Annotated in this window: 13 protein-coding genes; 11 read left to right on the top strand and 2 right to left on the bottom strand. The window is 67.1% G+C overall.

What is annotated here, in order from left to right:
• Window positions 1–11 precede the first annotated feature (11 nt).
• The 11 genes from G513_RS0111195 to G513_RS0111145 all read left to right on the top strand — a co-directional run bounded on the left by G513_RS0111195 (window position 12) and on the right by G513_RS0111145 (window position 12,180).
• Window positions 12–911 carry a haloalkane dehalogenase gene (locus tag G513_RS0111195; RefSeq protein WP_022976936.1) on the top strand — a complete coding sequence of 300 codons (900 nt, stop codon included), beginning with the start codon at window positions 12–14 and terminating at the stop codon, window positions 909–911.
• Window positions 912–942: 31 nt separating this feature from the next.
• On the top strand, window positions 943–1,596 hold the full coding sequence (locus tag G513_RS0111190) for an HD domain-containing protein (RefSeq protein WP_022976935.1): 654 nt from the start codon (window positions 943–945) through the stop codon (window positions 1,594–1,596).
• 120 nt (window positions 1,597–1,716) lie between these two features.
• The gene (locus G513_RS0111185) at window positions 1,717–2,289 is read left to right on the top strand and encodes a hypothetical protein (protein ID WP_022976934.1); all 573 of its coding nucleotides are present in this window, start codon (window positions 1,717–1,719) and stop codon (window positions 2,287–2,289) included.
• A gap of 265 nt (window positions 2,290–2,554) precedes the next feature.
• Window positions 2,555–4,651 (top strand): TonB-dependent receptor family protein, encoded by a 2,097-nt coding sequence (locus G513_RS0111180; RefSeq protein ID WP_022976933.1) that lies wholly within the window; start codon window positions 2,555–2,557, stop codon window positions 4,649–4,651.
• Complete coding sequence (locus tag G513_RS0111175; RefSeq protein WP_022976932.1) at window positions 4,648–6,075, top strand: hypothetical protein; 1,428 nt, start codon at window positions 4,648–4,650, stop codon at window positions 6,073–6,075. The genes G513_RS0111180 and G513_RS0111175 overlap by 4 nt, the downstream gene beginning before the upstream one ends.
• A gap of 4 nt (window positions 6,076–6,079) precedes the next feature.
• Window positions 6,080–6,544 carry a hypothetical protein gene (locus G513_RS0111170; RefSeq protein WP_022976931.1) on the top strand — a complete coding sequence of 155 codons (465 nt, stop codon included), beginning with the start codon at window positions 6,080–6,082 and terminating at the stop codon, window positions 6,542–6,544.
• A 122-nt stretch (window positions 6,545–6,666) separates the two neighbouring features.
• Window positions 6,667–8,811: a TonB-dependent siderophore receptor gene (locus G513_RS0111165; protein ID WP_022976930.1), complete on the top strand. Its 2,145-nt coding sequence runs from the start codon at window positions 6,667–6,669 to the stop codon at window positions 8,809–8,811.
• 10 nt (window positions 8,812–8,821) lie between these two features.
• Window positions 8,822–10,264, top strand: a complete 1,443-nt coding sequence (locus tag G513_RS0111160; protein ID WP_022976929.1) for a PepSY-associated TM helix domain-containing protein — start codon at window positions 8,822–8,824, stop codon at window positions 10,262–10,264.
• Entirely contained in the window at window positions 10,261–10,575 is a 315-nt protein-coding gene (locus tag G513_RS0111155) for a hypothetical protein (protein ID WP_022976928.1), read from the top strand. The genes G513_RS0111160 and G513_RS0111155 overlap by 4 nt, the downstream gene beginning before the upstream one ends.
• Before the next feature lie 18 nt (window positions 10,576–10,593).
• Complete coding sequence (locus tag G513_RS0111150) at window positions 10,594–11,043, top strand: hypothetical protein (RefSeq protein ID WP_022976927.1); 450 nt, start codon at window positions 10,594–10,596, stop codon at window positions 11,041–11,043.
• A 156-nt stretch (window positions 11,044–11,199) separates the two neighbouring features.
• Window positions 11,200–12,180, top strand: coding sequence for a hypothetical protein (locus G513_RS0111145; RefSeq protein ID WP_028475431.1), 981 nt, complete (start codon window positions 11,200–11,202; stop codon window positions 12,178–12,180).
• On the opposite strand, the gene G513_RS0111140 is transcribed toward G513_RS0111145, so the two are convergent.
• Together G513_RS0111140 and G513_RS22600 are read right to left on the bottom strand one after the other, a co-directional pair.
• On the bottom strand, window positions 12,177–12,710 hold the full coding sequence (locus G513_RS0111140; protein ID WP_022976925.1) for a TlpA disulfide reductase family protein: 534 nt from the start codon (window positions 12,708–12,710) through the stop codon (window positions 12,177–12,179). The genes G513_RS0111145 and G513_RS0111140 overlap by 4 nt on opposite strands.
• A gap of 27 nt (window positions 12,711–12,737) precedes the next feature.
• Window positions 12,738–13,247: a four-helix bundle copper-binding protein gene (locus G513_RS22600; protein WP_022976924.1), complete on the bottom strand. Its 510-nt coding sequence runs from the start codon at window positions 13,245–13,247 to the stop codon at window positions 12,738–12,740.
• Window positions 13,248–13,433: the final 186 nt, after the last annotated feature.

Below are 13,433 nucleotides of genomic sequence, written 5' to 3'. Positions count from 1 at the left end.
AGCGCCCCGAGATGACGATCCTGCGCAGCCCTGACAGCCGCTTTGCCGACCTGCCGGACTACCCCTACACACCCCACTATCAAGTGATCGGCGACGACGGCCTGCGCATGCATTACGTCGACGAAGGCCCGCGCGATGGACAGGTGGTTCTGCTGCTGCACGGCGAACCCACCTGGTCCTATCTGTATCGCAAGATGATTCCGCCGCTGGTCGCGGCCGGCCATCGAGTGATCGCGCCGGACCTGATCGGCTTCGGCAAGTCCGACAAGTTCAGCTCGATCGACGACTACAGTTACCAGCGCCACGTCGACTGGCTGGTCACGTTCATCAGCAGGCTGGACCTCCGCGGCATCACACTGTTCTGCCAGGACTGGGGCTCGCTGCTCGGCCTGCGGATTGCAGCCGAACATGAGGCGCGCTTCGCGAGGATCGTGGTCGGCAACGGCATTCTGCCGACTGCCGACAGCCCGGCACCGTTCGCGTTCAAGCTCTGGCGCGCTTTCGCGGTGCACTCCCCATGGTTTCCGATCGGCAGGATCGTCGCCACCGGATGCAAGACCCCGCTGACGCCGGCCGAGATCGCCGCCTACGACGCGCCGTTTCCGTCCGATGCCTACAAGGCCGGCACGCGTGCCTTTCCGAGACTAGTGCCAACCGAGCCCTCCGATCCCGCCGTGCCGGCCAACCGCGCGGCCTGGGCACAGCTCGGCCACTGGAACAAACCCTTCCTGTGCCTGTTCGGCGCGGGCGACCCGATCCTCGGCCACGCCGACAAGGTCTTGATCCGGCACATTCCGGGCGCCCAGGGGCAGCCACACCAGCGACTGCGGGGCAGCCATTTCATCCAGGAAGACCAGGGCCCGGCGCTGGCGACCGGCATCAACGAGCTGATCCGTCGCTGTCCGGCCTGAGAAGTGCGGCGAATCGCGGCAATATGCCGCCATGTCCTTCAGTGCCATTCCTGCGCCGACCCTCGATCTGCCCGAACGCTGGCGGCTGCTGTGGACGAAGCTTGGCCTGGAGCCGCCGGCGGATGCCGGTGCGGCGCTGATCCAGGCCTGGCGCGAGCCGCATCGGCGCTATCACACGGTGGAGCATCTCGAGGAATGCCTCAGGGCTGGCGATGACGTCGAAACGCTGGCCGAACGGCCCGGCGAGATCGAACTGGCGATCTGGTATCACGACGCCGTCTACGACACCGGCAGCGACAGCAACGAGTTGCGCAGCGCCTACCTCGCCGAGCGGACGATGACCGCCGCCGGCTGTGATCGCGAGGCGATCGGCCGGGTGCGCAGCATGATCCTGGCGACCCGCCACCACGCCCAGCCGCAGAGCACCGATGAAGCGCTGCTGCTTGATATCGATCTGGCCATTCTCGGTAGCGCGCCAGCGCGCTTCGACCGCTACGACGCTGACATCCGCGAGGAGTACCACGCGGTGCCGTTTTCGAAATACGTGGCCGGGCGGCGCCAGGTGCTGCGCGGCTTTCTGGAGAAACCGCGGCTGTACTTCACCGGCCACTTCCATGATCGGCTCGACCAGCCGGCGCGGATCAATCTCAGCCGCGCGCTGAAGCGGCTGCGGCCCACCCGCTGAGCTGCGGCTGCAGCAGTCTGCATATTCCGGAATGAGATAAGCACCGACGGTTCGTTGCCGCAAAGCGGCAGACGCCTTATCGTGCGCGGCCATTCGTTGACTACTGTCCGCGCCACGCCGATGTTCCGCTCACGCACTGCATTGCACTCCTTCGCGCTGTGGCTGGCGCTGAGTGCGGTCGTGCTGCGCAGCCTGATTCCAGTCGGCTTCATGCCCGGCTGGACCGGCACCGGCGAGGAAGGCGGACGTTGGCTGATCATCTGCCCGGCCAGTCCGCTCAGTGCGGCACTGGTGCCGCCAGCCAAGCAGCACGCGGGCCATCACGATCACGCCGCGATGATGGCGGCGATGGCGGCCGCCGATGCGGCCGATCCGCATGCTGCCCATCGCGGCATGGCACATATGGCGGGCGGCATGGCTGGCATGTCCCACGACATGCACGCTGCCGGCATGCACACCGGCCATGATCCGGCGCAGCACGAGGCGCATCGCATTGCCTCGGAGCACCAGAGCTGTCCGTTCGCCGGCGCCGTGGCCCCGGCGCTGCCGGTCACGCTGGCCAGCTTCGCGCTGGCCATTCCTGCGGCGACCCTCGGCCGTCCTGCCTCGGCCGTCAGCACGGCTTCGACCAGCCAGCGCCGGCTGCCGCCGGCCCGCGCACCACCCGCCGTCATCGACACGCACACGGCCTGATCCGGCGCGCCCCAGGGACCAACCCTCCGGGCGCGTTGCAGGGCTGTCGTTTCGTTCGTCGATGCCGGGAAGCGTTCCCGCTGCGCCGTTCCATTCCTTGCTGCTGCCGGCCCTGAACAAGGGCTGCGCGGGCCACTGGCTGGAACCGTCCGCCGCGCAAGCGCCCACCTGCATCTCCTGTCCGCCCTGACCGGGCGAGTTCCGCTGGCGCGCGCCATTCGCGCAGCCGGCTCCTGCGCTGTGGCGCAGGCACTGGAGTGTTTGCATGTTCCGTTTCAAGTACCGCACCGCGGCGCTGTTTGCTGTTCCGTTCCTGGCCTCACCGTTGGCCGTGTCAGCCCAGCAGGACGCCCCCGCCGGCGTCGAAATCGCCGCCAACGACGGCACACCGATCACCGTGCTCGGCGAGGTCAAGGTCCAGGGCGACAGCGTCGGCACCTTGACCGTGCCGTCGATCGCCGAAGCCACAGCCCGCACCAACCAGGTCGCCGGCGGTGCCGCGGTGATCGATGCCGAGAGCTACAAGAACGGCCGCGCCAGCAGCGTGCAGGATGCGCTGGGCTTCGCACCCGGCGTGTTCGTGCAGCCGCGGTTCGGCGCCGAGGAATCGCGCCTGTCGGTGCGCGGCTCGGGCATTCAGCGCACCTTCCACGGCCGCGGCCTGACCCTGCTGCAGGACGGCTCGCCGGTGAATCTGGCCGACGGTGGTTTCGACTTCCAGGCCGTCGAACCCTTGTCGGCGAACTACATCGAGGTCTACCGCGGTGCCAACGCGCTGGAGTTCGGCTCGACCACACTCGGCGGCGCGATCAATTTCATCTCGCCGACCGGCTACAGCGCGCGCGCCGCCTCGGCGCGTCTGGAGATCGGCAGCTTCGAGTACCGCCGCGCCCAGGCCGCGCTGGCCGGCCATACCGGCAATGTCGATGGCTATGTCAGCCTCAGCGCCGTGCATTCGGACGGCTACCGCGACCACGCCGAGCAGAACAACTACCGGCTGTTCTCCAACCTCGGCATCCGGCTGGCGCCGAATCTGGAAAGCCGCCTGTACTTCACCTTCGTCAATACCGAATCGGAACTGCCGGGCAGCCTGACCAAGGCCGAGGCCGAATCGACGCCGAGCCAGGCCAATGCGGCGAACATCAACAGCGACCAGAAGCGCGATTTCCGCCTGATCCGCATCGCCGACAAGACCAGCTGGCAGCTCGACGACACGCAGCGCATCGAAGCCTCCGGTTTCTACGCCGACAAGCGCCTGTTCCACCCGATCTTCCAGGTCATCAACCAGGACAACAACGACCTGGGCCTGAACCTGAAGTACGAGAACACGCGCGAGTTGTTCGGCCATCGCAACCGCGTCGTGATCGGCACGCGCTACGTGTACGGCCAGACCCAGGAAACCGATTTCGCCAACGTCGGTGGCCAGAATGGCGCGCAGACCGATGCCTCGGACCAGAGCGCCCGCTCGGTGCAGCTGTACGCCGAGAACCAGTTCTACGTGCTGCCACAGCTGGCGCTGGCCATCGGTGCCCAGGGCTCGCGGGACCGCCGGGTGCGCGAGGACAATTTCGTGCCGACCGGCAGCACCGACAACAGCTTCAAGAACAGCTATGGCGCGTTCAGCCCGAAGGCCGGCCTGCGCTACGACCTCGACACCGGCAGCCAGGTGTTCGCCAATGTCAGCCGCTCCTACGAACCGCCCAGCCTGTCGGAGTTGACTGGCGGTCAGATCACCACGGTCAATGCCGCACAGCGCGGCACCACGGTGGAAGTGGGCAGCCGCATCGAACGCGAGTGGCTGGCGCTGGACGTGGCGCTGTACCGTGCCTGGCTGCGTGACGAACTGCTCGGCCTCAACGATCCGAACGGCCAGCCGCTGGGCACCATCAATGCGCCGAAGACCCTCCATCAAGGCGTCGAACTGGCCGCGGCGATCAAGCTGCCGTACCAGCTGACCCTGCGTCAGGCCTACCTGCTCAACGACTTCAAGTTCGACAACGATCCCACCTACGGCAACAACCGCCTCGCCGGCCTGCCGCTGAACAGCTATCGCGCCGATCTGAGCTGGAAGGGCGCCTGGTTCAGCGCCGGGCCGAATGTCGAATGGATTCCGCAGGGCACCTGGATCGACCACGCCAACACGTTCTCGTCGGATGGCTACGCGCTGCTCGGCTTCAAGATCGGCGGCGCGATCCAGGACGGCCGCTGGAGCTGGTACGTCGACGGCCGCAACCTGACCGGCACCAGGCACGTCACCACGACCGGCGTCATCGCCAATGCCAACAGCACCGACCAGCGCCAGTTCCTGACCGGCGACGGCCGCGCCGTCTACGCCGGCGTCACCTGGACCGCCGGCAAATGAGCACAACGCGACGCAGCCACCGCGCGCTGGCCTGGATCGCCGCCATCACGGCGGTGGTCTGGGCCAGCAGCGGCGCGATCCATCCACTGATCGTCGCCATCGGCCCGAAGCCGGTGACGTTCCAGCCGCCGCAGGCGAGCTTCGAAGCGGCTGCATTCAAGGCACCGAGTGCGGTGCTTGAAGCCGCCGGCATCAGCGAGGCCAGCCAGCTGCGCTATGTCGCAGTCGATGGTCATGCAGCCTTGCAGGTGCAGCCAGCGGGCAAGGCGGAACGCGTCTACTTCGATGCCGAAACCGGCAGCCCGATCGCCAACGCCGACCGCGCGCGGGCGATCGCACTGGCGCGCCATTACAGCGGCGAGCAGACAGCGGCGGTTCGCGATGCCTGGTTGGTCGAGCACTTCGAGCGCGACTATCCCTGGATCAACCGCCTGCTGCCGGTCTGGGCCGTGGCCTTCGAGGACGACATCGGCACGGTGGTCTATGTCGACACCGGCGGCGATCGCCTCGGCACTTTGAGCGGCAGCAGCAAGCGCTACTGGCAGGGCCTGTTCCAGACCTTGCACACGCTGAGCTTCATCGAAGTGCCTTACCTGCGGCCAGCGGCGATCGGCCTGATGGTCGGCCTGTTCTTCGCCACCACGGTGTTCGGTGCCGCGATGCTGCTGCGTCGTGGTGGAGCGCAGACCAGCCGCCGTTTTCATCGCCGGCTGGCCTGGATCGCGCTGCTGCCGGCGCTGCTGTTTCCAGCCACCGGTTTGTTCAAGCTGCTGACTGATGAGCTGCCGGGACAAGCCGCACCGCTGCCGCCAACGATCAGCACGGCGCAGCTGTCGGCATTGCCGTTCAAGGCTGGCGACGGTGCGCTGAGCGAAGCGATCGCCGTGCCGGTGTTCGGCGGCGCGCCCGTCTGGAAAGTGGTTGCCTTGCGTGACGCCAAGCCGGAAGTTCGGCTGAGCGCTGCCGATGGCAGCGCGATCGATGGTGGTGACGAAGCCCTCGCCCGGCGCCTCGCCAGCGGCGCATTCGGCGCGGAGATCAGCGAAGCACCGGTGTTGGTCAGCAGCTTCGATCGCGACTACGGCTTCGCCAACAAGCGCCTGCCGGTCTGGCGTGCAACAGGGCCTTCCAACCAGACCTGGTACTTCGAGACGCGCAGCGGCCTGGTCGCGGCGCAGCTTGGCGGCCCGTACGGAGAGCTGAAGCAGGCGCAGGCACTGCTGTTCAACCTGCTGCACAAGGGCCATTTCCTCGATCCGCTCGGCCTGACGCCGAACCAGCGCAACCTGCTGATGAGCGGGCTGGCCGCGACCATCGTGCTGATGGCGCTGTTCGGCGTCGCGATCCGGCTGCGTGGCCGGCGCGCAGGCTCGCCGCTGATCACAGCGCAGGCTGCGCCAAGCAGCGCAGGCCAGACCGCCTGAGTTCATGAACGCCCAGCTTCGTCATCGTCTGCATCGCCTCGTCGCCAGCCTGCTGCTGGTGACTGTGGCGTTGCATGCGCTGGTGCCGGCCGGGTTCATGCCGGGCATCGGTGGTGGGCTGGCGATCTGCCCGGCCAGCGCCTTGGCGGAAGCGCTGGCGCGGCATGGCGATGCCGATGCGCCGCCCACCGGGCCGATCTGCCACGGCGGCCGCATCGTCGATGGCGAATCGGCGCTGCTGCCGATCGGCGCACCGGCCGACGACGACAAGACTCACAACCACGACTGCCCGTTCGCGGCCGGCGGCGCTGCGGCGCTGCCCTGTGCGTCAGCCACGGCGACGTTCGCCTTCGATCGCCAGGTAGAAACCGGCGATCGCGTTCGCACCGGCGCAAGCAGCGTCCAGAACCTTCTTTCACTGCCTCGTGGTCCACCCCGCGCTCGAGTCGTCCCGCCGCTGCAAGGCTGATCCGACCCAAGCCGCCGCAGGCACCGCTCAGGTACTGCGAGCGGGTTTCGAGCAAGGGAGTTCCGATGTCCATCTGCGCGCTTTGCGCCTCGGCGCTCCCGACTATTTCCGGAGTGACCCGCATGACCCGTTTTTCGTCCTTCACCCCCGCGGCGTTGTCGCTGCTGCTGGCGTTGAGCACCGCTGTCAACGCGGCTGAAGAAGCCGCACCAGAAATCGCCGACCAGACTGCCGAAGCAGCTGCGGTGAAACTCGACAGCGTCGAAGTCAGCGGCGTGCGCAGCCTGAAGCCGCCGACGGTCAAAGTCGGCAACAAGAGCGGTCTTGCGCTGGAGCGGGTGCCGCAGAGCGTGCAAGTGCTCGATGCCAGCGATCTCGAAGAGCGCGGCGTGCGTTCGATCGGCGATGCGTTGCGTGCCGTGCCTTCGGCCAACGTCGGCAATCCGCGCACCGCGCGCTACCAGAGCTTCAGCCTGAAGATCCGCGGCTTTCTCGCCGATCAGCAGCGCAACGGCTTGCGCCAGCGCTATTTCGAGGATGTCGATCCGTCGGCGCTCTCCAACATCGAGCGCATCGAAGTGCTCAAGGGACCGGGCGGCGTGCTCTACGGCCAGTCTGCAGTCGGTGGCCTGCTGAACATCGTCACCAAGGCGCCGCAGGAAAACTTCGGCGCATCGGCCGACGCCAGTTTCGGCAGCTTCGATCAGAAGACCTTGGCCGTCGACGTCACCGGTCCGATCAGCCGCGAGCATCGGTTGTACGCGAGAGTCACCGGCGAGATCGAGCGCAGCGACACCTATACCGATTTCCAGAAGCTCGATCGCGAAAATGTCGCCCTGAGCCTGTCCTGGCAGCCGCTCGATGCGGTAACCGCGCATCTGAACTCCGAGTGGCATCAGCGCAACACGGCGAACAACCCCGGCCTGCCGGTCACCGGCACCCTGGTCAGCAATGGCGTCACCGAACTGCGTCGCGGCCTGTTTCTGGGCGAGCCGAAGTTCACCACGCTCAACGCCTACGCGCCGCTGGTGCAGGCCTGGGTCGACGTCAAGCTGTCGGACAACTGGACGCTGACGCCGCGCGCCCAGTACTCCGGCTTCAACACCGATCTGCAGCAGATCCGCGTGCTGGCCCCAGTGGCCGACACGCCAACCGTCATCAATCGCAATGGCCGCAACGGCCAGGAGAACGATGGCTACTCGGTGTTCCAGATCGACCTGATCGGCAAGCAGGACACCTTCGGCTACACGCACAACCTGCTGATCGGTGTCGAGCAGAACCTTGAACGCAGCTTGTTCACGCAGTTCAACCTGAACAACGTCGGCAGCATCGACGTGCTGAATCCGGTCTACACCTACGACAGCGTGGCACCCACCGGCACGTTCGCATTCCACTCGGTGCAGAACATCGACACCCTGGCGTTCTACTTCCAGGACGTGCTGGCACTGACCGATCAGTGGGACCTGACCGGTGCCGTGCGCCAGACCCGCCTCCTCGCCACCGGCATCTTCAACGGCGCGACGGACGCTACCGCACAGGCGGCCACCACCTACCAGATCGGCAGCACCTGGCGCTTCAACGACATCTGGTCGGTGTACGCCGGCTACAACACCGGCTTCGATCTGGAAGCCAACGCCGGTTCGCGCACACCGAACGGCGACGTCGCCCAGCCGGAGGAATCGGACCAGGTCGAAGCCGGCGTCCGCTATGCGACCGATACCCTGCGGGCCAGTGCGGCGATCTTCCGCACCCGGCGTACCAACTTCGTGGTGCAGGACCCGGTGGACCCGAACGTGTTCACGCAGGCCGGTGAAGTGCGTGTCGATGGTGTGGAGGTCGAAGGCGCCTGGCAGGCCACGCGCCTCCTCCAGATCAGCGGCGGCTACGCCTATCTCGGCTCGAAGGTGGTCAAGGGTGATGCCGGCGACGATGGCCGCCGGCTCGGCGACACGCCGCTGCATACGGCCAATGCCAGCGTCGAGGCGCGCGCACCCTCGGCCTGGCTCGATCCGAAGTTCGGCACCGTTTCGCTGCGGGCCACCGGCGCCTTCGTCGGCAGCCGCAATCTGACCAACACCAGCGCCGTCGAACTGCCGGACTACGGAACGTTGGACCTCGGCCTGAGCTGGGCCCTGCGCGGCCTGAGCACCGAGCTGTTCCTGCTCAACGCCACCGACAACCGTTATTTCACGGCCACCGGCAACGCCAACTTCGTCTACGCCGGCGATCCGCGCACCGTGTATGCGCGCATCGGCTGGCGCTACTGAGGCGCCCGCAATGACTGTGCAAGATGATTCCGATACCGCCCTGCGCGGCAGCCTCTACGCCCAGGTCTGGCGCTGGCATTTCTACGCCGGCCTGTTTGCCGCACCGTTCCTGCTGATCCTGGCGATCACCGGGGCGATCTATCTGTTCAACGATGAGCTGAACGATCTGATCTACCCGGAGCTGCGTTTCGCCGCCAGTCCAGCGGCCTCGCTGCCGCCGAGCCGACTGGTTGCAGCCGGCAATGCGGCGTTTGTCGGTGGCGAAGTCACGCGCATCGATCTGCCCACCGAACCGGGCCGCACCGCGCAGCTGTTCGTCCGCCTGCCCGTTGGTCAGCCGGCGCGCCGGGTGTTCGTTGATCCGGCTACTGCGCAGGTGCTGGGCAGCTACGTCTACACCGACACCCTGGTCGGCTTCGCCGATGTCGCACATGGCTCGCTGCTGCTGGGTGATGTCGGCGATGCGATCGTCGAACTCGCCTCGTGCTGGGCGGTGGTGCTGATCGGCACCGGTCTGTACCTGTGGTGGCCACGCGGCCGCGAACGCATCGACGGCGTGCTCGTGCCGCGCCTGCGCACCACGGGCCGGCGCTTCTGGCGCGATCTGCACAAGGTCAGCGGCCTGTATGCCTCGGCCCTGATCCTGTTCCTGCTGATCACCGGCCTGCCCTGGGCAACGATCTGGGGCGACCGGTTCCTGCGCCCGATCAGCGATGCGCTGGCGATCGGCTATCCGCGCGGGGATCGCCATAACGGCGGCGCGCGCAGCCACTTGCCTGCGGCGACGATGGGCGCCGTGGCCGGCGAGGTGCCGTGGACCTTGCAGAAGCTGCCGCTGCCAGCGTCACAGGCGCCACACACCGCCGCCGGACACGAGGAGCACATGGCGGCCGCGATCGAGCAGCCAGCCGAAGCCTTGCCGCCGGGCATCGATCTTGATACCGCCGTCGCCATCCTTGCCACGCACGGCTTCGTCGAGGCCTATCGCCTGTCCCTGCCGCAGGGGTTGACCGGCACCTACACGGCTTACACCTATCCCGCCCAGCCCGAAGGCCAGCGCAACCTTCATCTCGATCGCTACAGCGGCGCCGTGCTCGCGGAGGCCGGCTTCGGCGACTACGGGCCGCTGGCGCGGCTCATCGAATGGGGCGTGGCAATCCACCTCGGCAACTACTTCGGCCTGGCCAACCAGCTGCTGATGCTGCTGACCTGCGTGTTCATCGTGCTGCTGGTAGCGACCGGCCTGGTCATGTGGTGGCGACGCCGCCCAGCCGGCGGCCTCGGCGCGCCGCGCGCGCTGGCGCCCCTGCAATTGCGCAATGCGGCGCTGATCACCCTGGGCCTGTCGCTGCTGTTCCCGCTCGCAGGGGCCAGCCTGCTGGGGGTGCTGCTGATCGATGCGCTGCTGCGGCGGATCGCCGCGACGACGACCATATCGGAGGCACTGCCATGAGCCGCAGCCTCTACGAGTTCCAGCTACCGGGGCTGGTCGACGAAAGCGCGCTGCTGCGCCTGCGCGGCGGGCTCGACATGCGCTCGACGATGTCGATCCGCCACTACGACCTGTCGCTGCGAACCGTCCGGGTCAGCGCCCGCGCCGGTCGCCATCAGGAACTGCGCGCCCTGTTCGCAATGCTTGGCTTTCCGCCGGCGGCGGAAGATCCGGCGATCGAACGCCGGCGTCGCCTGAGTCGTCCACGCCGCTGGCGCGAGGGTCTGCGGCAGGCCGCGCGGGTCACGCAGACCACGCTGGATCAGTCGTAAGCTGCGGACATGAGGCCGATGTTCCATCCCCGTTCTCGTCTGCATCTGCTGGCGCTGTGGCTGGCGCTGGCCAGCGTGCTGCTGCGCGGCTTGGTGCCTGTCGGTTTCATGCCGGGCTGGGCGCAGGCGGGCGCAGACGGTCAGCGCAGCTGTCTGACCCTCTGCCCGGCGGGCGATCTGCGAGCGTTGCTGCCGCAGGCCGGCGCGGGCCATCACCATCACGCCGGCATGGTGATGACGGCAGCGGGCGATGCCGAGGAGCATCTCGCGCATCGTCTGGACGAGGCCGATCTGAGCTGTCCGTTCGCGGCGGCCGATGTGCCGGCATTGCCGCCTTCGCTGGCTGCACTGAGCCTGGTAGAAGGGCCGCCGGTCGCCAGCGCCGCGGTACTGCCGCTGCGGCCGAGCGCAGGCTCGATCCAGCGGCTGCCGCCGGTACGCGGTCCCCCATCGCAGGCAGGCATCTAGCCTCGCCGTCATGGATGGCCGCGCAGCTGCGCGGCCACTGCTCGGCAGGGGTGCATTCGCGCCCTTGCCGAATTCCTGCTGATGGCTCGCCGTCGTGCCTGGTCGCAGCTGCTTAAGCAGCGTCGCCAGACGCCGGTGGTGCCTGGAGACTTTCCGATGAACCTTCGTCTTTCCGCCGGCCTCGCCGGCACTTTCACTTTGCTCGCCGCTGCCGCCATTCCCACCGCAGCGATCGCCTGTTCCAGCTGCGGCTGCTCGGTGGCCACCGACTGGACCGGCGCTGGCTATGCCAACAGCAGCGGCCTGCGAATTGATGCCCGCTTCGATTTCATCGACCAGAACCAACTCAGGCTCGGTTCCCACACGTTCGACAAGAACCCGGAGGAACTGCCCACCGAGCACGAATATCAGCAGGGCTCTCTCAGCCGCTTCTACACGCTGGGACTGGACTACAGCATCAACCGCGACTGGGGCATCAACGTTCAGGTGCCTTATCTGGTTCGCGAACATCAGACCATCGGCGAAGAGCAGGACACCGCCGACATCTCACGCTCGGAAACCCAGGGCATCGGCGATGTCCGTTTGATCGCTCGCTGGCAGGGCCTGTTCGAGGACCGCAGCTGGGGCCTGCAGTTCGGCCTGAAGCTGCCGACCGGTTCGCATCAGAAAACCTTCACCGACGGTCCGCTCGCTACCGATGCCGAGATCATCGATCGCGGCCTGCAGAACGGCACCGGCACCACCGACCTGATCCTCGGCGTCTACAACTACGCGGCGATCAGCCGTGACTGGGATCGCTTCGAGCAAGTGCAGCTCAAGCAGGCGCTGGACAAGGCCGATGGCTTTCGCCCGAGCAGCCAGTTCACCGCCAGCGCCGGGCTGCGCTATGTCGGTTTCGGCCGGGTGACGCCGCAGCTGCAGCTCAATGCCCGGGTCGAAGGAAAGGAAGTCGGCAGCAATGCCGATTACGACAACAGCGGCAGCCAGGCGGTCTACGTATCACCGGGCTTGTCCGGCACCCTGGCCGGCACCCTGAACGCCTACGGCTTCGTGCAGTTGCCTGTTTACCAGCACTACACCGGCTACCAGCTGGCACCGCATTACCTGGCGACGGTGGGCCTCAGCTACGGTTTCTAGCGCGGGGCATCGGGCCGCGGCTCGCGGAGCAGCGGCCCGATTTCGTCCAGCAGCGTATGCAGGTCATAGGCCTTGCGTGCGCCGATGCCGCCGTCGACACGGAGCAGGCCCTCGCGATCGATCACGAAGCTGATCGGCAGGCGCCAGATGCGGCCATAGCCGGCGGCTTTCGTATCGCCGGCCATGGCCATCGGGTAGCTGAAGCCTTGCGCAAGCTTCAGCACCCGTTCGCGCAGCTCGGGGTCATCCATGCTGACCGCGACGATCGACAGGCCCTGACCGCGATAAGCCTGCTGCAAGGCTTCGAAGGCCGGCATTTCTTCGCGGCAGGGGGCGCACCAGGTCGCCCAGAAATTGACGATGACCACCTCGCCACGATGCGCGGCGAGATCGAAGCGCGTGCCGTCCAGCAAGGTCGCCGTGAAGCCGGGTGCCGGATGGCCGACCTCGATCGCCTGCACATCGAGCGTGCTCAGCAACAGGCCGGCGAACAGCAGGCTGCTGCGCCATCGGTGGAATCGCCCGGTCATTGCTTGGTCATTGCCTGGTGTTGCCAATCAGATGGACTGGGCCGCCTTGATCGCGCTTTCGCAGGCATCGAAGCAAGCCTTGCAGATGGCGTGATGCTCGATGTGCGGACGGCAGGTATCGAGGCAGGCTTTCATCACCGGCACGGTATCGCGGGCCAGGGCCGGCGCGAAATCCGAGTTCAGGCGCGCGAGTTGGGCGACGGCGGTGCAGGTGGTCTGGCAGGCCAGCGCGGTCTTCAGGCAGTCGCCGAGGCTCTTGTCGCCGGTGGCCAGCACGCTCTGGCAATGGGTGATGCATTCGGTGGCGCGGGCGGCGCAGTCGGCATACACCGTGGCAAGTGCGGCATAGCGACCCGGCGCGGCAGCAGCGGCTGCATGGCCTTGATGGGCGCTGTGGTCGACGGCTGCCGCGGGCTTGGCCTTGGCAGCCGCCACATCGTTGCGCGCGTTGCGGGGATCATCGGCAGCGGCGGTGCCGGCGAATGCGGTGAAGCCGGCCAGGCCGGCAAAGGCTCGTGTGAAATCGCGTCGGTTCATGGTGTTGCTCCTCGGTCTGATGATGGGGCAATGCTGGGGAATGTCTTCGCCCGCCATTGTCCGGGCACCGAGCCGGCCAGGCCAGTACCAAAAGCAACGCCATCGCTCTGACGCTCATGGCATTCCGGAAGCAGGGGCTGCGGCCACTTGAGCGGTGCAGCTGCGCGTCACCGGCCGGCGCGCGAC

The organism is Nevskia ramosa DSM 11499 (assembly GCF_000420645.1).
Classification (GTDB): domain Bacteria; phylum Pseudomonadota; class Gammaproteobacteria; order Nevskiales; family Nevskiaceae; genus Nevskia; species Nevskia ramosa.
The sequence above is the reverse complement of the archived record's forward strand: the minus strand, read 5'-3'. Positions and strand labels throughout refer to the sequence as shown.